Annotated in this window: 15 protein-coding genes; 5 read left to right on the forward strand and 10 right to left on the reverse strand. The window is 72.5% G+C overall.

Annotated elements, in window-relative coordinates:
• Positions 1-86: 86 nt before the first annotated feature.
• Positions 87-1,109: an SMC-Scp complex subunit ScpB gene (gene scpB, locus WME95_RS11635; RefSeq protein ID WP_437910975.1), complete on the forward strand. Its 1,023-nt coding sequence runs from the start codon at positions 87-89 to the stop codon at positions 1,107-1,109.
• A gap of 42 nt (positions 1,110-1,151) precedes the next feature.
• Here scpB and WME95_RS11640 read toward each other — a convergent pair whose 3' ends face one another.
• On the reverse strand, positions 1,152-1,496 hold the full coding sequence (locus WME95_RS11640) for a helix-turn-helix domain-containing protein (RefSeq protein ID WP_437908449.1): 345 nt from the start codon (positions 1,494-1,496) through the stop codon (positions 1,152-1,154).
• Between the two features lie 78 nt (positions 1,497-1,574).
• Here WME95_RS11640 and WME95_RS11645 point away from each other — a divergent pair, with 78 nt between their 5' ends.
• Both WME95_RS11645 and WME95_RS11650 read left to right on the forward strand, forming a co-directional pair.
• The gene (locus tag WME95_RS11645; protein WP_437908450.1) at positions 1,575-3,185 is read left to right on the forward strand and encodes a lamin tail domain-containing protein; all 1,611 of its coding nucleotides are present in this window, start codon (positions 1,575-1,577) and stop codon (positions 3,183-3,185) included.
• Positions 3,186-3,384: 199 nt separating this feature from the next.
• On the forward strand, positions 3,385-4,014 hold the full coding sequence (locus WME95_RS11650; protein WP_437551849.1) for a helix-turn-helix domain-containing protein: 630 nt from the start codon (positions 3,385-3,387) through the stop codon (positions 4,012-4,014).
• Between the two features lie 241 nt (positions 4,015-4,255).
• Here WME95_RS11650 and WME95_RS11655 read toward each other — a convergent pair whose 3' ends face one another.
• Both WME95_RS11655 and WME95_RS11660 read right to left on the reverse strand, forming a co-directional pair.
• Entirely contained in the window at positions 4,256-5,638 is a 1,383-nt protein-coding gene (locus WME95_RS11655) for a TldD/PmbA family protein (protein ID WP_437908451.1), read from the reverse strand.
• Positions 5,639-5,744: 106 nt separating this feature from the next.
• On the reverse strand, positions 5,745-6,497 hold the full coding sequence (locus tag WME95_RS11660; protein ID WP_437551853.1) for a hypothetical protein: 753 nt from the start codon (positions 6,495-6,497) through the stop codon (positions 5,745-5,747).
• 165 nt (positions 6,498-6,662) lie between these two features.
• Here WME95_RS11660 and larB point away from each other — a divergent pair, with 165 nt between their 5' ends.
• Positions 6,663-7,415, forward strand: coding sequence for a nickel pincer cofactor biosynthesis protein LarB (gene larB / locus WME95_RS11665; RefSeq protein WP_437551855.1), 753 nt, complete (start codon positions 6,663-6,665; stop codon positions 7,413-7,415).
• A gap of 67 nt (positions 7,416-7,482) precedes the next feature.
• Positions 7,483-8,901: a nickel pincer cofactor biosynthesis protein LarC gene (gene larC, locus WME95_RS11670; RefSeq protein ID WP_437908452.1), complete on the forward strand. Its 1,419-nt coding sequence runs from the start codon at positions 7,483-7,485 to the stop codon at positions 8,899-8,901.
• Between the two features lie 73 nt (positions 8,902-8,974).
• Here larC and trxA read toward each other — a convergent pair whose 3' ends face one another.
• The 7 genes from trxA to WME95_RS11705 form a co-directional block, all read right to left on the reverse strand.
• On the reverse strand, positions 8,975-9,616 hold the full coding sequence (trxA, locus tag WME95_RS11675; RefSeq protein WP_044964524.1) for a thioredoxin: 642 nt from the start codon (positions 9,614-9,616) through the stop codon (positions 8,975-8,977).
• Between the two features lie 162 nt (positions 9,617-9,778).
• Positions 9,779-10,771 (reverse strand): ABC transporter permease, encoded by a 993-nt coding sequence (locus WME95_RS11680; protein WP_437551859.1) that lies wholly within the window; start codon positions 10,769-10,771, stop codon positions 9,779-9,781.
• Positions 10,768-12,297, reverse strand: a complete 1,530-nt coding sequence (locus WME95_RS11685) for an ABC transporter permease subunit (RefSeq protein ID WP_437908453.1) — start codon at positions 12,295-12,297, stop codon at positions 10,768-10,770. Before WME95_RS11685 ends, WME95_RS11680 begins: the two co-directional genes overlap by 4 nt.
• Before the next feature lie 16 nt (positions 12,298-12,313).
• Complete coding sequence (locus tag WME95_RS11690) at positions 12,314-13,891, reverse strand: FHA domain-containing protein (protein ID WP_437908454.1); 1,578 nt, start codon at positions 13,889-13,891, stop codon at positions 12,314-12,316.
• Positions 13,892-13,932: 41 nt separating this feature from the next.
• On the reverse strand, positions 13,933-15,027 hold the full coding sequence (locus WME95_RS11695; RefSeq protein ID WP_437908455.1) for a S1 family peptidase: 1,095 nt from the start codon (positions 15,025-15,027) through the stop codon (positions 13,933-13,935).
• 16 nt (positions 15,028-15,043) lie between these two features.
• Positions 15,044-16,846 carry a Stp1/IreP family PP2C-type Ser/Thr phosphatase gene (locus WME95_RS11700; RefSeq protein WP_437908456.1) on the reverse strand — a complete coding sequence of 601 codons (1,803 nt, stop codon included), beginning with the start codon at positions 16,844-16,846 and terminating at the stop codon, positions 15,044-15,046.
• Positions 16,843-18,840, reverse strand: a complete 1,998-nt coding sequence (locus WME95_RS11705; protein ID WP_437908457.1) for an FHA domain-containing protein — start codon at positions 18,838-18,840, stop codon at positions 16,843-16,845. Before WME95_RS11705 ends, WME95_RS11700 begins: the two co-directional genes overlap by 4 nt.
• Between the last annotated feature and the right edge of the window lie 6 nt (positions 18,841-18,846).

An 18,846-nucleotide genomic window follows, 5' to 3' on the forward strand; every position in this document is an offset into this window, starting at 1 on the left:
ATCCGGCGCGCCGCGCCGACGTTCCTGTCCGGAGCGCAACCACGGCGCCCGGGCTCTCTGCCGTCGCGCGCAAGCACCTGAAGGGAGTGTTGGAAGCGCTCATCTTCGTGGCGGAGCGACCGGTGCCGGCGCGTGATCTCGCGCGTTCGGCGAACGCAGAGCACCGCGTCGTGCGAGAGTTGCTGGCCGAGCTCGTCGCAGAGTACGACGGACGAGGATTTCGGCTGGACGAGGTCGCCGGAGGGTACGTCTTTCGAACGAGCCCCGCATTTGCGCCCTTCGTTCGCGAGGTGACAGAGCAGAAGCCGGTCAAGATGTCTCGCGCCCAGACCGAGACGCTCGCGATCGTCGCGTACCGGCAACCGATCACGAGGCCCGAGATCGACGAGATCCGCGGTGTGGATTCCGGCGCGGCGCTCAAGTCGCTCCTGGAGCGTGATCTCGTGAGGATCCTGGGCAAGAAGGACGAGCCTGGGCGCCCGATGCTGTACGGCACGACGGCGCAGTTCCTCGAGTTCTTCGGCCTGAAGGCGCTCGGCGAGCTGCCCACCCTGCGTGAGTTCACCGAGCTGACCGAGGAGTCGCGCCGTGCCTATGAGCGTGAGCTCGGCGAAGAGCCGCCCGAGACGGGGGGGGTGACGCCGGGACAGGAGAGCTTCGCCGGCGCGGAGGGATCGCTCCGGACGAGCGTCGCCAGTGCGAGCGAGAACCTATCGGAAGACGTCGGCGCGTCGTCTGCTGCGCCGCGGGAGGGAGAGGTCGCGATGGAAGCAAGGGAAGACGAAATGTCTGAGGAGATCTCTGTCGTGGGAGCGGACGCAGCGCTTGGTGAGCCTGCTGAAAAGGACGCTTTCCAGCACGCCAACGACGTCGCGGAGGAACCGCACGACGAGGACGACGAAGACGACGAAGACGACGAAGACGACGAGGACGACGAGGACGACGAGGACGAGGACGACGAGGACGACGAGGACGAGGACGACGAAGACGAGGACGACGAAGACGAAGACGACGGGGACGACGAAGACGAGGACGAGGACGACGAAGACGAGGACGACGAGGATGAGGACGACGAAGACGAGGAGGACGACGAAGATGACGAGGACTGAACGTTCACCCTTGTCTGAACGTCCAGCGCGTCGCCCCGTCGCTCACGGCGGTGGAGCATCCGTCGGATCCGGATAGGCCTCGGCCAGCTTCGTTGCGGCGCTCCTCAGCTCGGGGTGGGCGAGAAGCTTGCGGAAGAGCCGCCAGAGCTCGGGATCGGCGAGCAGCTGGAGCGGCGAGGCAGCGACCTGTTTCCTCTTCTTGCGGGGAATCGCCTCCGGACCTTTTCGTCGCAGCTCCTCCATCATTCCCACGAAGCGCTTCGTGGGAAAGAGATCTCCGTGCTCCCACGCGAGCACGGTCTCCTGCTCGATGCCCAGCGCTCCGGCGAGCTCGCGGGCCGTGCAGCCGAGCTCCTGCCGGAGCTTCTTGATGTCCTCGGGGGCCATGCGGGGCGAGGGTAGCGGCCTCGAAAAAAGAAAGCGACGTCGAGCAACCGGCAGCGAGCTCCCGCCGAACTCCGCGTCATGACCCATCGTTGCCCGATTCGCCCCTCGTGGACTCCCCGCACGCTCCGCGCGCTGCCGCTTGCGCTCGCGCTCACGCCGCTCGCGGCCTCACCCCTGTCCTGCGCGCCGGAGCTCGTCGTTCCCCCGCAACTCGATGAAGGCGGTGACGAAGAGGACGCCGAGGTCGCCGGCCCCGCAGACGCGGGCCCCGAGCTCCAGATCGAGCCCGCCGCGCCGCTGGACGCCGCGCCTCCGGTGCTGCGGGCGCGGGTGCTCCTCCCCGGCGCCGCTCTCGGGAGCGTCGATCCCGCCCGTGCGCTGGTCGTCCGCGGCAAGCTCAGCGCGGCGCACCTCCGGCAGATAGAGCGAGGCGAGCTGTCGACGGCGCTGTCGGAGCGCGTCGTCCCCTCGATCGCCTGGCTGAACGGGACTCCCCCTGGCGACCTCTCGCTGACCGTGGCGCCGCTCGCCCCGCTCGCTGCCGGGGAGACCTACGCCATCGCGAGCGGCAGCCCTGTGTTCTCGCACCACATCCAGATCGCCACGGAGGGCTCACCGCCCGTGCTCTCACGGCTCTGGCCACCGCCCGACGCCGGCGCGACCCTCGGTCTGGGGGTGTGGTGCGGCGACGCGCCCCTCCCGGAGGTGGTCGCCGCAGCGACACTCGCGCCTGGCGGACCGGCGGGCGAGCTGCGCCGCGGCGCTGTCGACGACATCGGCGCGCGCTGCCTGCGCTTCGAAGGGGAGCCAACCGCCACGGCGCCGCCCGAGGCCGACGGCGTGCGCCTCGTGGGGCCTCCCGTCGCGCTACCGGGCGAGCCGGCGGCAGTGAGCCTCGACCCGCGTCCGTTCATGCTGGAATCTGATCCGCTTCCCGCCATCGCGGCGGCGTGTGCGCCGGACGAGCTCGCGCTCGGGCCGGGCTGTGCTCGGGTCGCCGACGATCGGATCCTCGTTCGTTCGGCGGATGCGCCGCTGCTCTGGGCGATCGCGGGCGCGGGGTTCGACGAGGTCCTCGCGGTACCGCCGGGCGAGCCGTTCGTCCTCGCTCCCCTGCCGCCCTCGAGCCCCGTGGAGCTCGCCATTGCGACCGTCGACAACGCCGGGGTCGTGGAGCGCCGGACGTTCTCGGCCATGACGCTCGCGCCCATGCCCCATGTGATCATCAACGAGGTGCTGGCGAACCCCGCCGGGCCAGAGCCAGGGCAGGAGTGGGTCGAGCTCTACAATGACGGAGACGTCCCTGCTGAGCTCACAGGGGTTGTACTCGCCGATGTGGGTGGTGAGACCGAATTGCCCCCTATTTCGTTCATGCCCGGCGCGTACGCTCTGGTCGTCAACGAGGACTACGTTTCTGATGATGAGCTCGACCCTCCGCCTCCTCCCGAGACGCTTCTTCTCCGCGTTCCCAAACTTGGCAGCCACGGGCTGTCGAACTCGGGAGAACCGCTCAAATTGAAGGATCGAGGAGGTGTTGTCTTGTCCAGGTCGCCCGCCGCGCCCGTGCCAAAGCCGGGAATGAGCCTGGCCCGCGTCGCTCCGCGCGCTCCAGACGGCTCGGCTGGCTCCTTCGCGACCAGCTGGCCGACGCCCGGTCGCGTGAACATAATGAACAAGGAGATCCCCTGAAGGATGGGGAGTTTGCCTCCGCGCGGGGCGAACTCGCCATGGGGCCGAGAAAATTCGAGCAAAGCGGGTGACGGACCCGTCTATGAGAGCTAGGTTTCAATCGAGTAGACAGACGGGTGGGGGGGCCGCCACCTGAGGAGACGCTGCCGCGCTGTGAACGCGAGCTGTGCGGCAGGTGCCTTTCGCGTGGAGTTCGGCGATGGCTGGTGTTCGTGAAAAGCTGTTGACGGCATCGGACCTCGCAGCCTTGTGCGAGGTCGACTTGAAGACAATCCATAACTGGGTAGATCGGGGGAGGATTGCCCATTTCCGTACGCCGGGGAGACACTTGCGCTTCAAGGCGGCGGACGTGGCCGAGTTCCTCCGTGCATGGGGCTATTCGGTGCCCAGGGAGCTCGCCAAGGCGACCTCCAAGTCGATGATGGCCATCGGCACCAAGGATACGATGGCCCACGTGGCGCGAGCCCTCGGGGAAGGCGTGCCCATCCGGCACGCGAGCCACCCGTATGACGCGCTGATCTTCGCGGGGGCGGACCCCGCGGACGTGTACATCGTCGACGTGCGGGCGGTGTCCAGCGACGTGGACGTCCCCTCTCTCTTCGAGGCGCTCCACCGAGCGAACTCGCAGGGGACCTTCGTCGCCTTATCAGATGAGCCGATCAGCCTGCCGTCGTTCGTCGGCCGGATCGGCCGGAGCGACGCGCAGCAGCTGAAGGGCTTCCTCGTGCCCGAAGCGGCCGCGCAGACGGCGGCGCCCCTCCAGGCGGCGAGCGGTCCGGCGTCGGAAGAGCCGCCGCGGAGCCTCGCCGCAGGCGGGTCCTCGCGCTGAGCCAGGGCCCCGGCCGTCCTACGCCCAGCAGAAGAGGCTGGGCTAGGACGGCCGGTCGCGCCCGAGGAGGCTCCGCCAGGAGCCGGAGCACTGTAGAGCGAGCCGCTGAGGTCAGGACCCCCTCCTGCAGCACAACCAGGGGCCGGTTGATGGGTCGCTCGCAACCCTGCTGTCGAGTCCGCTTCGGAGTCTCCTGGAGAAAGACGCGCCCGAGGAGCACGGCTCCTCGGACGGAGGCGCTTCAGCTTCCAGCGATGGTCATGGAGGAGACCCGGAACGTCGGTGAGCACGTCGACGTCCGGAGATCCAGATCGTCCCCGACGGCGTCGATCCGCTGCAAGAGCTCGTCAAGGTTGAGCGAGATGGTTACCTCGCTCACCGGATAGGCGAGCTCTCCATTCTCGATCCAGAAGCCGGACGCACCCCGGGAAAAGTCGCCGGTCACGGCGTTGAAGCCGAAGCCCATCATCTCGGTGACGTACAGCCCGCGCGGCGTGGAACGGACGATCTCCGCCGCCGGCGTGGACGTGGGCTGGAGGAGGAAGTTCGACGTGGACGGCCCGACGCCGCCGCCAGCGCCGCGCGAGGCGCTGGCGGTCGGCGGGCGCTTGAGCTTCCGGCCGCTGTAGCTGTCGCACAGGTACGTCTTCAGGATGCCTTGCTCGACCACGACGTTGCGCCGAGCGAGGAGGCCCTCGCCGTCGAACGGACGCGAGCCGGGCGCGCGCGGGATCAGCGGGTCGTCGACGACCGTGATGAGATCGCTGGCGATGCGCGTCCCCTCGCGGCCGACGAGGTAGCTCGACTTGCGCCAGATCGAGCTGCCCATGATGCAGGAGCCGAGCAACCCGAGCATCGACCGGGCGACGTCCGGGTCGAAGACGACGGGCGCCTCGCAGGTCGCCACCTTGCGGGCGCCGAGCTTGCGCAGCGTCCGGCGCGCCGCCTCGCGGCCCACGGCGTCCGGGGCGTCCAGGTCGGCGAGGTGGCGCCGGCCGGTGAAGTAGAAGCCGCGGCGCTTCTTGTCGCCGCTGTCATCGGCGATCGGGGAGACCACGAGCTGCGCGTACGAGCCGGCGAAGCCGCCGCGGAACCCGCCGGACAGGACGAGGGCGAAGGCGCCCGCGCTCCGCGAGAACGTCGCGCCTTCGCTGTTCGTGATCCGCGGGTCGGCGTCGCGCGCGGCCTGCTCGCCTCGGCGCGCGATGTCGATCGCCTGCGCGGCCGTGACCTCGCCGCCCGAGGGATCGTAGAGATCGAGCGCGGGGAACGGCCCGTTGGCGATGAGCTCCGGATCGGCGGGGCCGGCGAACGCGTCCTCCTGGGAGATGTCGGCGAGCTCGAGCGCGTCCGCCACGAAGCGATCGATGCCGCGGGGCGTGAGGTCGGACGTCGAGGTCAGCGCGACGCGCTGCTTCTTGATGATCCGCATTCCGAGGCCCTTGTGGACGGCCTCCTCGACGAGCTCGGGCTCGCCGAGGCGCACCTTGGTGGTGAGCTCGGAGCCGGAGCGGGCGATCGCCTCCGCGACGTCGGCGCCGCCCTTCCTGGCGCGCGTCACCACCTGCTCGGCGAGCTCCATGAGTTCCTCGACCTGCTGCTCCACGCGGGCTCGTTCGGACATGGGGCGACAGGGTGGTGGAGCGGGCTGGCTCCGTCAACGCGGTGACGCGGTCGCCTCCGCGCGCGCGCGCACCAGGGGCGTCAGCCCCGCGCGCACCAGGGGCGTCTCAGCCCGGCCGGTTCGAGCGCCCGCCGCTGCCGACGCCGAGCCGACGCTGAGGGCGTGTCGAGGCGGGCCGGGGGGGAACGACCTCAGGCGCTGGCTCACTCGGGACGGCGCGGGGGCGCGCGCCGGGGGAGGGCTCGACCTTCGGCGCGCCGCCCGGGGGCTCGCGCCGGAGCAGGGCGCTCACGGTGACAGCGAAGCCGCCGGCCAGCATGGTGTACATCCAGAGGAGCGCATACCCGAGCGGACCGCCGGCGACCGGGTGGACGCCGAAGTCGCCCTCGACCTGCCGGTAGGTGCCGTCGAGCGCGAGCCGCCGGGACAGGGCCAGGACGGCGAACAAGGCGATCGACAGCGGCGCGCCGGCGAGGACGGCGAGCGCATGGACCGCGCGCTGCGCGGTCCACCTGCCGCCAGCGCTCCCGGCGAAGCGATTCGCGGCGGCGAACCCGGCGGGCACCGAGGCGGCGTTGACGAGGACGAGCACGAGGTCGACGGCGGACGGGATGCGACGCGTGTCGACGAGGTACGCGAAGCTCCAATCAGGGGCGAACACCAGGAAGTACGCGCAAACCGGCGCGAAGACGAGGCAGGCGAACAAGGAGACGAGCGCGAGCGGCCGAGCGCGCGCGCCCGGCGCCAGCCGAGGCTCCGACGCGCGCAGCGCGCCCAGGCGGTGAGGGGCTGCAGCGCTGAACCAGGCGAGCAGCGCACCGAGAGCAAAGCCGACGAGGGGAGCGACGAAGGCGGGCACGCGGCGCCGAAAGTAGTCCTGTCGCCCCCTCCTGAGCAAAGTGCCTGGACCTTTTCCTGACCAGGACGGCTCCAGCGGCCCACACAAGGGCTCTTCCGGGCGCCGCTGGGCAGGCGGGGCGGAACGTTTGCTCTGGGGACGCCGCCGCGCTAAGCGGCTGCGCGCATGGAGCCGCGCCTCGTCCGGGAGATGCTTGAGCGCGTTCGGGCCGGCGAGCTTGCCGTCGAGGAGGCGCTCGATGCCCTCCGAGGGCTGCCTTTCCGGGACCTGGGCGTCGCGACCGTCGATCACCACCGCGCGCTCAGGCAGGGCGTCCCCGAGGTGATCTTCGGCGAAGGGAAGACACCCGAGCAGATCGCCCTGATCGCCGGGGAGATCTCGGGGGCGGGGCAGAACGTGCTCGTGACCCGGGTCGACGCCGCGAAGGGCGCGGCGGTCTCGGCGCTCTTGCCCGCGTTCCGTTATGTGCCCCTCGCGCGGACCGGCAGCATCGAGGTCGCGCCGCCGCCGAAGCGCACCGCCGGGGCGGTCGCCGTCGTGACCGCGGGCACGAGCGATCTGCCGGTCGCCGAGGAGGCCATCGAGACGCTGCGCGCCGTGGGCCTCGAGGCGAAGCGGCTGTACGACGTGGGGGTCGCGGGGCTGCACCGCTTTCTCCATCGCGTCGAGGAGCTGCGCAAGGCGTCGGCCGTGATCGTGGTCGCGGGCATGGAAGGCGCGTTGCCCAGCGTGGTCGGCGGGCTCGTGGCGGCGCCGGTGATCGCGGTGCCGACGTCGGTCGGCTACGGCACGGCCCTGGGCGGCTTCACCCCGCTCTTCGCCATGCTCACGTCGTGTGCCTCCGGAGTCGCCGTGGTCAACATCGACAGCGGCTTCGGCGCGGCGATGGTGGCGCATCGCATGTTGCCGAAGGAGTAGCTCGGAGCGAGCGCGACCGCGGGAGCGCCGCGCCGCGAAGGCGCCCGGGGAACGGAGAAGGCGAGAGATGGGACACGGGCACGATCACGACCACGCGCACGGGGATGCGCACGGAGACGAGCTCCACCACGGGGGCCATCACGACCACGGACACGGGCACGAGGGCCATCACGATCACGGGCACGCGCACGGGGGCCATCACGATCACGGGCTCGCGCACGAGGGCCATCACGTGCACGCGCACGGGGGCCATCACGACCACGGGCACGCGCACGACCATCCGCGGGCGCCGCTCCTCGAGGAGGGCGCGGGCACGGGCAAGGTCCTGTTCTTCGACGCCTTCAGCGGGATCGCGGGCGACATGACCATCGCCGCGCTGCTCGATCTCGGGGTGCCCCTCCTCGTCATCGAGCGCGCCGTCGCCGCGCTGCCGCTCGATGGGTTCCACCTGCACCGCGGGCACGCCCATCGGAGCGGCATCGTGGCGACCTCGTTCGACGTGCACGTCGAGGCGCCGCAGCCGGAGCGCACCTACGGATCCATCGACGCCATGCTCGCCGCCGCGCCGCTCGATCCACCGGTCGCCGCGCTGGCGCGCCGGATCTTCCGGCGCCTCGGCGAGGCGGAGGCCGCCGTGCACCGGATCCGCCTGGAAGACGTGCACTTCCACGAGGTCGGCGCCGTCGACGCGATCGTGGACATCGTGGGCGCCGCCGCCGCGATCGTGCACATCGGAGCGGAGGTCGTCGGATCGCCGCTGCCCATGGGGCGCGGGTTCGTGAAGGCGCGGCACGGGATCCTCCCGCTGCCGCCGCCCGCGGCGGTCGCGTGCCTCCGCGGCGTCCCGACCTACGGCGTCGAGCTCGACGCCGAGCTGGTCACGCCCACCGGCGCTGCCATCATCGCCACGCTGGCGACCCGGTTCGAGCGCTGGCCGACGTTCGCCCCCGATCGGATCGGCTTCGGCGCCGGTCAGCGCGAGCTGCCGGACCGCCCCAACCTGCTGCGGGTCGTGCTCGGGACGCGCACGGGTGGAGGCGAGAGCCTCGGCAGCGCGTCGCACGTGATCGTCGAGGCGAACGTCGACGATCTGACGGGCGAGGTGGCAGGGCACGCGATCGAGGCGCTGTTCGCGGCGGGCGCGCTCGACGCCTGGGCGGCGCCGATCACCATGAAGAAAGGGCGCCCCGCCCTGACGATCGCGGCGCTCGCGGCCGCCCCCCAGGCCGACGCCGTCGCGACGGCGCTGCTCCGCGAGACGACCAGCATCGGGCTACGGAAGATCCCGGTCGCGCGCACCGAGCGGCCGCGGCGGATCATCACGGTGCAGACGGCGTACGGAGCCATCCGGGTGAAGATCAGCGAGGGGCCGTTCGGGCCGCCGCAGATCAAGCCGGAGTTCGACGATTGCGCCGCGGCGGCGAGGACGCACGGCGTGCCGGTGCGCGAGGTCGTCTCGGCTGCGCTGTCGGCCGCCAAGGGGTGACGCCGCGCCGCGCAGGGTGCTGCCGCGCGGCGCCGAGCTCGCCGAGCGGCGCTGCGTCACCCTGCCGTAGCGGTCAGTCGGGGCGCTGGATCGGGAGCGCCTCGGCCTCCCACGAGAGGAAGCCGCCCTCGAGGAACGCGACGGGCACGCCCTCCTCGGCGAGCTTCGCGGCGACGTCCTTCGACTTGTCGCCGGAGCGGCAATAGAGGACGGGCGCGCCGGCCAGCATGTGGAGCTCGGCGAGCCGGCCCTCGATCTCCTCGATCGGGATGTGCACAGCGCCCGGGATGTGGGCGCGGCCGTAGGCGGGGGTCTCGCGCGTGTCCACGGGGACCACTTGACCCTCCCGGATCAGCTGCGCCAGCTCGGCCGCCCGGATGGCGCCCTCGGCGCGCGGGAGGAACGGATCGAGCAGCTCGCGGAGCTGCTTCCGGTTGAGGACGCCCTGCTCGGCGGCCACCGGGCGGCCTCGATGAAAGACCATGAACGTCGGGACGGCCTGGATGCGCAGCGTGGTGGCGATGCGCTTCGACCGGTCGATGTCGACCTTGACCACCTTGGCCTTGCCTTCGAGCTCGCGCGCGATGGCGTCGACCTCCGGCGCGACCGTCTTGCACGGTCCGCACCAGGTGGCGGTGAAATCGATGAGCACGGGCAACTCGCTGCGGAGCACCTCGCGCTCGAACTCCTGCTCGTTGATCTCGGGAACGGCCATGGCGGGCGAATTCATAGCGGGCCTTTCCTGCGAGATCGAGCGGCGCGAGGGCTCCGCCGCCGAGATCGCGGAGATGAACGCGATTTCAGCGCAATTTCGGCGCGCGAGAGCGCTGCACGGCCGGCGGCGCCTGCGGACGTGCGGCCCCCGCGCCCCGCCCCGTCAGCGCGGGACGCGCGCGCGCACGGTGCGTGTATCGATGGAGTCGCGCAGGGCGTCGGCGATCAGGTAAGAGCCGCCGACCGTCGCCAGGAGCAGCACGAAAGGGAAGACGAGCAGCCGGATCTCGCTCGGGTGCCGCGCCGCCTGGCCCAGCGTCTCCCCCCACGAGGCCACGCGCGCGGGCGCGCCCATCCCGAGGAAGGAGATCGCCGCCTCGAGCAGGACGACGGACGCGACGCCGAGCACCGAGCTCACGATCACGGGGCCGAGCGCGTTCGGGAGGATGTGGCGGTAGAAGACGCGCAGCCGGGTGCTGCCGAGCGCGTGCGCGGCCGCCACGTACTCCTCGCTCGACGCGCGCAGCACCTCGGCGCGCACGAGGCGCGCGATCTCCGCCCAGCGGACGAAGGCGACCGCGAGCACCAGCGACAGCGCGGAGGGCTCGCGCTCGATCGCCCGCACGATGGCCACGACGAGGATCGCCGGGAAGGTGTCGACCGTCTCGACGAGGCGGACGAGGCCGTCGTTCCAGACGCCGCGCAGCGTGCCCGCGAGCCCGCCGAGCACGACGCCGAGGAACATGCCCACGAGCACCGCGCTGAGCGACAGGCCGAGCGCCGTGCGCGCGCCGTAGATCAGCCGCGCGGCGAGATCGCGGCTCTCGAAGTCCGTGCCGAGCGGGTGGTCGAGGGACGGCGACGCGTTCGGGCCGGCGTCGGTGCGCTGCTCCGGGCCGTAGCGGATGGGCGGCCAGATCGCGAAGCCCTCGAAGCGCACCCTGAGCTCGGCCTCGGTGAGCGACTCGAGCGCGGCGCCCTCGGTGACCGCGGGCAGGATCTCCGCGCGGCCCGGCCCGAAGCAGGCGATGGGCGCGGGGGCGGCGAGGAGCTCGGCGAAGATGGCGAGCAGGGCGAGGACGCCGAGCAGCACGGCGCCGATGGCGACGCGCTTGCTGCCCACCATCCGGCGGAGGAACGCGGTCGCGTGGGTCACGCCTCGCTCCTCCGCGAGAGCACCGCCGGGCCGAGCCGCGGATCGACGAGCACATAGGCGAGATCGGTCGCGATCACGCCGAGCGCGGCGATGGCCGCGGCGCCGATCGAGATGGCCATGAGCCAGCTCACGTCGCGCGCCTGGACGGCGAGGAGCGTGAGCTCGCCGAGCCCGTGGAGCTCGAAGACGCGCTCGACGACGAAGGCGCCGCCGAGCGCCATCGGCGGCTCGAGCATGGCGAGCGTCACGACCGGGAGCACGGCGTTGCGGAGCCCGTGGACGGCGATGGCGCGCGCGGGGCCGGCGCCGCGCGCCCGCGCGGCCCGGACGAAGTCCTGCGCGAGGACCGCGACGAGCGCGGCGCGCTGCTGCCGCGTCGGCGCGGCGACGAGCGAGAGCGCGATCATGCACGTCGGCAGGAGCAGGGTCCGCGCGCCGCCCGAGAGGAGCGCGGCGGCCACGGCCACGACGGCGGTCGGGAGGACGGCGGCGGTGAGCACGGCGGCCGCGATCGCGGAGTCGCTCCGCCGGCCCTGCGAGGCCGCGCTGAGCGCGCCGAGCGGGATCGCTACGGCGTAGGCCAGCGCGATCGCCCCGAAGACGAGCGCGAGGGTGACGGGCGCGCGCCGCGCGAGCTCGTCGAGCACCGGCTCTCCGGTCGCCGCGACGCCGAGCCGGTGGGTGACCGCGCCGAGCGCCCACTTGCCGTAGCGGGTCTCGAGCACGGTCGCCGCGAGCTGCGCCGGGCCGGTGAACACCTCGAAGTCGCTGCGGTACACGTTCCAGAACGACCTCCACCGCGTGACGCACGCGCGGGCCTCCGCGAGGTCGTCGCCCGGGGCGATCCGGTCGTCGATCTCCGCGATGTGGGCCGCGACGTCGACGAGGGCGCGCGCTTGCTCGAGCGTGGCGGCGTCGCGCGGCGGCGGCAGCGCGGCGATCACCGCCTGGAGGGCGAACGTGTCGAGCTCCAGCAGCTCGGCGGCGCGCGACGCGGAGCCGTAGCGGACCAGGCGCCGCACGGCGCTCCGGACCGACGCGCTCCGGAACTCGATGCCGCGGTCGTCCCAGAAGCGCGTCCAGAACGCGACCGCGTGCGCCGGGTCCGCGGCGTCGTCGGCCCGCGGCAGGCCCATCCGCTCCGCGACCGGCGCGAGCGCGAGCGCGACGCGGGTGCGCGGCTCGGGCGCGAGCGCGTCGAGCGGCAGGATGTGCGGCAGCGCGGCGCCGCCGAGGCGCCGCAGCTCGTCGGCGGCGGCCGCCGCGTCGTCGCCGCCGGCCGCGATGGCCTGCGCGGCCGCGAGGGCGCGCAGGCGCACGTCGCGCGGCGCCAGGTTGATGAAGCGCGGCAGGTCGAGGAAGCGCTCCCGGCGGAGCCGCGCGAGCTCCGCGCTGGAGAGCGAGCTGGCGAGCAGCGGATCGTCCGTCGGATCCGGGACGAAGGAGAGCACGAAGAAGGTCAGCAGCGAGACGCCGACGAGGGTCGGCAGCGTCCAGAGGAGCCTGCGGAGCGCGTGGCGGAGCATCTCTCTCGGCCCGGAGTCAGCGCAGGATGGCGTCGACCAGGTCGATGCGCATCCCGAACTTGTAGGGGGAGGCCTTTACCACCTCCATCTTCTGGCCAGAGATCGTCTCGTCGTTGCCCTCGAGGTACCCGCCGGCGTTGATGCCGATGACCTTGCCCTGGCCGTTGAAGATGGGGCTCCCGTTCATGCCGCTCGTGCTGCGGGCGTCGTGCTGGATCAGCCAGGCCTCCGCCGCGGGCGCGGGCCGGCCGTTCGCGCCCGTGATCCGGCCGATGTTGGCGGCGAGGAACGTTGCGACGGGGTTCGCGGTGTCCGTGAGCCGCTCCGGGAAGCCGATCAGGTACACGTCGTCGCCGGCGCCGGCCGCGGCGAGCTCTTCCCGCGTCGCGAGCTCGAGCACGGCGGCCGCGCGCCCCGCGATCGTCACGGTGCCGATGTCCGGGGTGAGCTGATCCGCGCTGTCGCGGTACTGCGGGTGCGTCCGCATGCCGGTCACGGCGAAGCTTATCTGGCCCCGGCCCTCGTTCTCGAGCGCCGCGATCGCGCCGCCGCGGCGCTTGGCCGCGGTGATGCAGTGGGCGTTCGTCACGAGGACGGAGGGCCGCACCGCGAACGCCGTGCAGAACCCCTCGCGCCCGGCGGCGAGCATGAAGATCCCCTTCCTGGAGCGGTCGTGGAGGTTGCGACCGAAGTTTGCGTTCGAGGGGTGGAGCGTCCCGAGGCGGCGCTCGATCTCCTTGCGCCGGGGGTCCTCCGGCGAGAGGCCCGCGAGCTCCCCCCGCAGCTGGCTGATCTCGTCGTGGGAGGAGCGGTTGTAGACGATGAGCGCGGCGAGGCTGGCGAGCGCGATCACGAGGAGCGCGGCGAGGATGTAGGTCGTGCGGCGCTGGCCTGCCGTCGCGGCGTGCACCTCCTTGTGGAGCATGGCGTTGATCTCGACGGTGCCGCGGGGCTTCGCGCGCCCCGTGGCAGCCGCGACGGCCGAGGAGATCATCATGGCGATCGTCCGCTCGCCGACCCGCCGAGCTCCGGCGGGCGGCGCCGCCGGGACATGCCCAGGGGGGGCGGCCGCGGGCGCGGGGTACGCAGCGGGCGCCGGGTATCCAGCGGGCGCGGGGTACGCAGCGGGCGCCGGGTATCCAGCGGGCGCGGGGTACGCAGCGGGCGCCGGGTATCCAGCGGGCGCCGGGTATCCAGCGGGCGCGGAGTAGCCCGCAGTGGGCACGGGGTACGCGGCGGGCGCGGGATGGCCCGTCACTGGCGCAGGGTAAGCGGCCGCAGGAGAGGGGTGATGGGCCACAGCGTGCGCCTGCGGCGGACCCGACGTGCGGCGCTCGACGAGCTCGAGCCGCACCCGCGGGCCCTTGGCGCCGAACGTGATCTCGTCGCCCGACGCGATCGGGTGCCGCTTGATCCGCTGCCCGCCCGCGTAGGTCCCGTTGCGGCTGTCGAGGTCGTAGAGCACCCAGCCCGCCGCCTCGAGGCGCGCCTCGGCGTGGTGGCTGCTCGCGTCGCGATCGTGGTTCGGGTCGAAGACGACGTCGTTGTCCGGCGCTCGACCGAAGCGCACCGCGCGCCGGTCATGGATCTCCACAGAACCGGCGTTGCGCCCGAAGGTATGTACGACGCGTAACATCACGGCGCCGGGACCCCCTGCAGCAGATCGATCCGCATCCCGATGCGGAACGGCGAGCTCTGCGTCACCGTCGCCTTCCGGCCGTCGATCGTGACGTTGTCCTCGTCGTCGATGTGCGCCGCGTGGATGCCGATGACGTGCCCGTACTGGTTGAAGATGGGGCTCCCGCTGTTGCCCCCGCGCGTGACGGCGTCGTGCTGGATCAGGACCGCTCGGTCCGGCGTCGTCGCCTCCTCGTCGATGCCGGTCACGCGCCCGATGCGGCCCTCCAGGAACGTCGCCGAGGGGCTCAGCGGGTCCATCAGGCGACCGGGGAAGCCGATGACGTAGGCGTCGTCGCCCGGCCCGATGGCCCGCAGCTCGGCGTCGTTCGCGAGCTTCACCGTGCGCGTCGCCTTGCCGGCGATCCGGAGCAGGGCGACGTCCGGCGAGCCGGCGCCCGCCTGCCCCGGCTTGTACGCCGGGTGGGCCGACATCGCGACGATGGGGAAGCGGATCTTCCCCATCGAGTCGTTCTGCGTGACGATCGAGGTGCCGCCGCGGGCGCGGCAGTCGCGGACGCAGTGAGCGTTCGTCGCGAGCAGATCGGGCGCGATGGCGAACGCCGAGCAGCAACCGCCGATGCGGTTGTCCACCTTGTAGCCCATCACGTAGAGCGCCAGCCTGTTCTGCTCGAAGATGGCGCGCCCCGAGAGCACCTGCTCCGGGATCGCGCCCGACGGGCGCGCCGCGGGCGCGATCCCCAGGCCGACCTCGCGCGCCAGCGCGTCGGCCGCCTGGCGCGACCGGTACGTGACCACGAACGCCACGGCCACGGCGACGAGCGCCGCGGCGACGCCTAGCCCGAGGAGCAGGTTGTGGCGCGACACCTTGCGCCTCGCCTCGTCCGCCTTGGCGCGCACGAGCGCGAGCGCCTTCTCCTCGCGCCGCATCGCCTGCACGACGGCATCCTTGACGATGCGCTGCGCGGTCTCGACGTCGACGCGGCCGTCCGCGTCGGGGCGCCCGGGGGGCCACTCTTCCTGCGGGGCGGCCGGGGTCTGCCGGCCACGCTTGTCGTTGCTGCGCAGCATCGCGGTGGGGGGCGCGCGCACGTGCGCTACGCGCACCCTAACGAAGCAGGTAGTAGCCGGCGATGGTAACGCACGCGACGGCGCTCACGATCATCAAGATCACCAGCCACTGCGGCGCGCCGTCGGTCGGGATCATGATCGGCTCGTCGCCCTGGACGGGCGCGCGGGCGTTGCGCTCGTCCAGCGCGTCGTCGGGCGGCAGGGGCGAGGCGACGTGGTCGTAGTCGTCCCCGTCGTCGTCCATGTCGCTGTCCGCGCTGCTCAGCCACGATTTCGGCGAGGGGGGGCGCTGCGAGATCTTCTTCTCGTCGAGCTCCTTCACCTTGCGCGCCGGCTCGGACGCGGCGGCGTTCTGGGCCAGGAGGTGCTCGGGCAGCGCGTACTTCTGGTAGCGGAGGTCCTCGATGTCCTCGAGCTCCGGCACGGCGAGCCCGTCGCCGTCGAACTTCGCGACCACCACCGTGATGTTGTCGTGCCCGCCGGCCTGGTTGGCCCGATCCGTCAGCACCTTGCAGGCCTCGATCGGATCGTCGACGCTCCGCAGCACCTCGCGGATCTCCTCGTTCCGCACCATGCCCGAGAGCCCGTCGGAACAGAGCATCAGCGTGTCGCCCCGCTTGAGCTCCACGAAGGTGAGGTCGACCTGCACCGAGTCCGCGGTGCCGAGCGCCTGGAGGATGATGTTGTTGTGCTCGAAGGTCTCGGCCTCCTCCTCGGTGAGCTGGCCCGCCTCGATGAGCTGGTTCACGAGCGACTGGTCGCGCGTCACCTGCACGAGCCGATCGCCGCGGAGGACGTACGCGCGGCTGTCGCCGACCTGGCCGAGGAACAGGTGATCGTCCATCAGCGCGGCGATGGTCGAGGTGGTCCCCATCCCCCGCCGGGTCCGATCGAGCTTCGCCTCGCTGAAGATCCGGAGGCCCGCCGCCTCGATCGCCTGCACCAGCCGCGCCGCGAGCTCGTCGTGGTTCTCCGGGGGACCGGCGACGCTCATCCGCTGGTAGATGATGTCGACCGCGAGCTGGCTCGCGACCTCGCCGGCCGCGGCGCCGCCCATGCCGTCGCACACGCCGAGCAGGGCGCCCCGCTCGCCGACGACCTGGTAGCGATCCATCTCCATCAGGCCGCGGCTCGCCTTCGTGAGATCCGCGACGATGAAGTTGTCCTCGTTGTGCTCGCGGACCTGGCCCACGTCGGTCCGGCCGAACAGCCGCAGCACGACCTCGGGGCGACGCGGCTCGTCGGGCGGTGTCGCCGCGCCGTCCATGCCGTCGGGGCGCTGCCCGCCCTCGTCAGGCTCGCCACCCCCCGGCGCCTCGCCCGCGAAGCGCCCGCCGTGGGCGGCCTCCGCAGCAGGGGTCTCGTCGAGCGCGCCATCGTACGAGGCGGCCGCGAGCGAGGCGTGCGCCTGAGCGGCGGCCGGCGGAGCATCGGGGGTCACTGCGTCTCCGAGGTCGTCCGACCGTGCGGCGCTTCCATCCGTTTCCTCCTCGCGCGACCCGCCTGCGGTGAGCCGCACCCGCGGCGGCGGAGGGAGCTTCCGCCCGACCTTCTCCGGGCTCGATGTGCTGGGCGCCTTCACGGGCTTCACGGCGATGCCAGCCTTGTGCGCGGCGTTCGCGGCCGGACGCGTCTTGGGCGGCGGGGGCTTCCAGTTCACGGGCTTGCCTGCTTCCACAGACCCCGCCTTGCCGGGCTCGAGCGACGCGGCGCCGTGCGGGGAGTCATGAAGCGCCTTGCCGGCGTGGCTGCTCGAGTCGGTTCCTGCGGACGTCGCGCCGGGGAGCCCCTCGACTTCCAGCGCCTCGGTCGGCGTTTCGCGGACGGTCTGGTCGCTCATCGGGGGAGATCCACGCGGAACAGGTGCTGCCCGATGCGCACGAAATCGCGATCGAGGAGGCCGACGTCCTCGCGGATGGCGACGTAGGTCCCGTTCGACGAGTCCAGGTCGCTGAGCGTGAACTCCCCCGTGGCCGGGTTCCTCCGGATGGCGGCGTGGCGTCGCGAGAGGAACGGATCGGCCGTGAATACGATGTCTCCCGTCTCCCGTCCGATCACCGTCTCATCCCGGTAGAGGTGGTACACGTCCCGCGTCACGCCCTCCACCGTCCGCTGGCAGAGTCTCGCCCGGCGGTGGATGGCGGGCGAGCCAAACAGCAACGTTCCATGCTGGATGGCATGGCCGAGGCCTCGCTCGCCGTCGTTCACGGTCTGAAACTGTAACACCTCGAGGCCCAGGAGGAGCAAGTCGCCATCTCGGAGGGGGTGCGTCTTACGGATGCGGAGGTAGATGCGGTTGACGCTGCCCAGGTCACGGAGAACCCAGGACCCTTCCTGCGGGATGATCCGCGCGTGCCGCGGCGAGACGTACTGGTCGTCCTCGAGGAGGATATCCCCCTCGGTGCGGCCGATGTCGATCTGCGGCCCCGCCAGGGGGAAGCTCTTCCCCTCGGTCCCGTCTTCGACGATCACGATGAGCTTGCCCTCGGGCGCTCGGGTCGGCTGGGTGTCAGCCGGAACCCACGCCGGCGGGCGAACCGAGAGGGACGCGCGCAGCGGCGCGAGCGGCCGCTGGGAGGCCGGCGGCGCGCTGCTCGCCTCATTCGAGATCGGCCCGGCGGGCTCGGCAGTCTGCGGGGGCCGCTGCGGGTCGCGCCGGGCGTCCGGGGCGAGCGCGGGCGCGGGCTGCGGGCGTTCGGAGGCGGCCCTGGAGGGGCGCTCGGAGGCGGGCCGCTCGCCCTCGAGGGGCGCACCGCAATACTTGCAGAACCGCGTGCCCGCCAGGCACTGACCGCGACAGCGCGCGCACTCGACCGGCGGGACGGGAGCCCGCTGCGACGACGCGATGTCGACAACCGGCGAACCGACGATCTTGTCCGCGTTGCTCCCGCTGGCCGCGGGCGGGGGCAGGCGCGCTGGGGGCAGGGCGACCGGGGGCAGCGGGGGCGGAGCCGGCCTGGCCGGCGCGCCGGCCCGTTGATGCGCGTCTACGGCGCCGGAGCGCTCGTCGCGCGCCGCGGGCGGCGGCGCGGCCTCCGCAGGCGGCGCGTGCCGGGGCGCGGCGGGCGTGACGTCGTGGAGACCTCGCGCGGTCGTCCCGATCTCCTCGTGGGGCGGGGGCGCCATGTACGGCGCGCCAGGGGAGAGCGCGGTGCCTGGCTCGCCGCGCTCTCCCCTGGCGCGCTTCGACACCTGGCTCGCCGGCTGCGGGGCGCCCGCCGGCGCTCCGCCTTCTCTCCTGTTCAGCGCCGCGCCGCACGTAACGCAGAAGCGGTAGCCCGGAGGGTTCTCCCCGTTACAGTTCGCGCAGGAGAGCCCCAGGATCGCGTCGGTGATCGAGGGCGTCGCGGGCGGCGCTGGCGCGTCACCCCGCTCGGTGACCCTCGGCCCTTGCAGGGCTGGCACCATCTGGATCGCGCTGTCCAGCGCGCCAGCAGCCGGCGTCGCGGCGCCCTCGCGCGCCGGGCGCGTGGCGCCCTCGGCGCGGCCGTGCACCGCCGGCATCGCTGGCTCCGTCCTCGCCGCGCTGAGCGGGCTGAAGGAGAACACGGGCGCCTCCGGGCGAAGGCGCCCCGGCGCGCCGCGAGGCCCCGGCGCCCTGGCGGCCGCGCGGGCGTCGTTCGCCGGCGGCGCCTCGGCCTGCGCGGGCGCGGGCAGGGCCGGGAGCGACACCTGCGGCAAGCCGCTCGGCGGCGTCGGCGGGACGACCCGCGCCTCTCGAGCCTTCAGCCGTCGGCCGCAATCCTGACAGAACGTCAGATCGCCAGCGTTGTCGCGGCCGCACACATCGCAGATCACGCTGCCGAGGGGACCGCGGAGCGACGGTCGAGTCAAGTAGCC

The sequence above is a fragment of the Sorangium sp. So ce327 genome (genome assembly GCF_051530205.1).
GTDB lineage: Bacteria > Myxococcota_A > Polyangia > Polyangiales > Polyangiaceae > Sorangium > Sorangium cellulosum_B.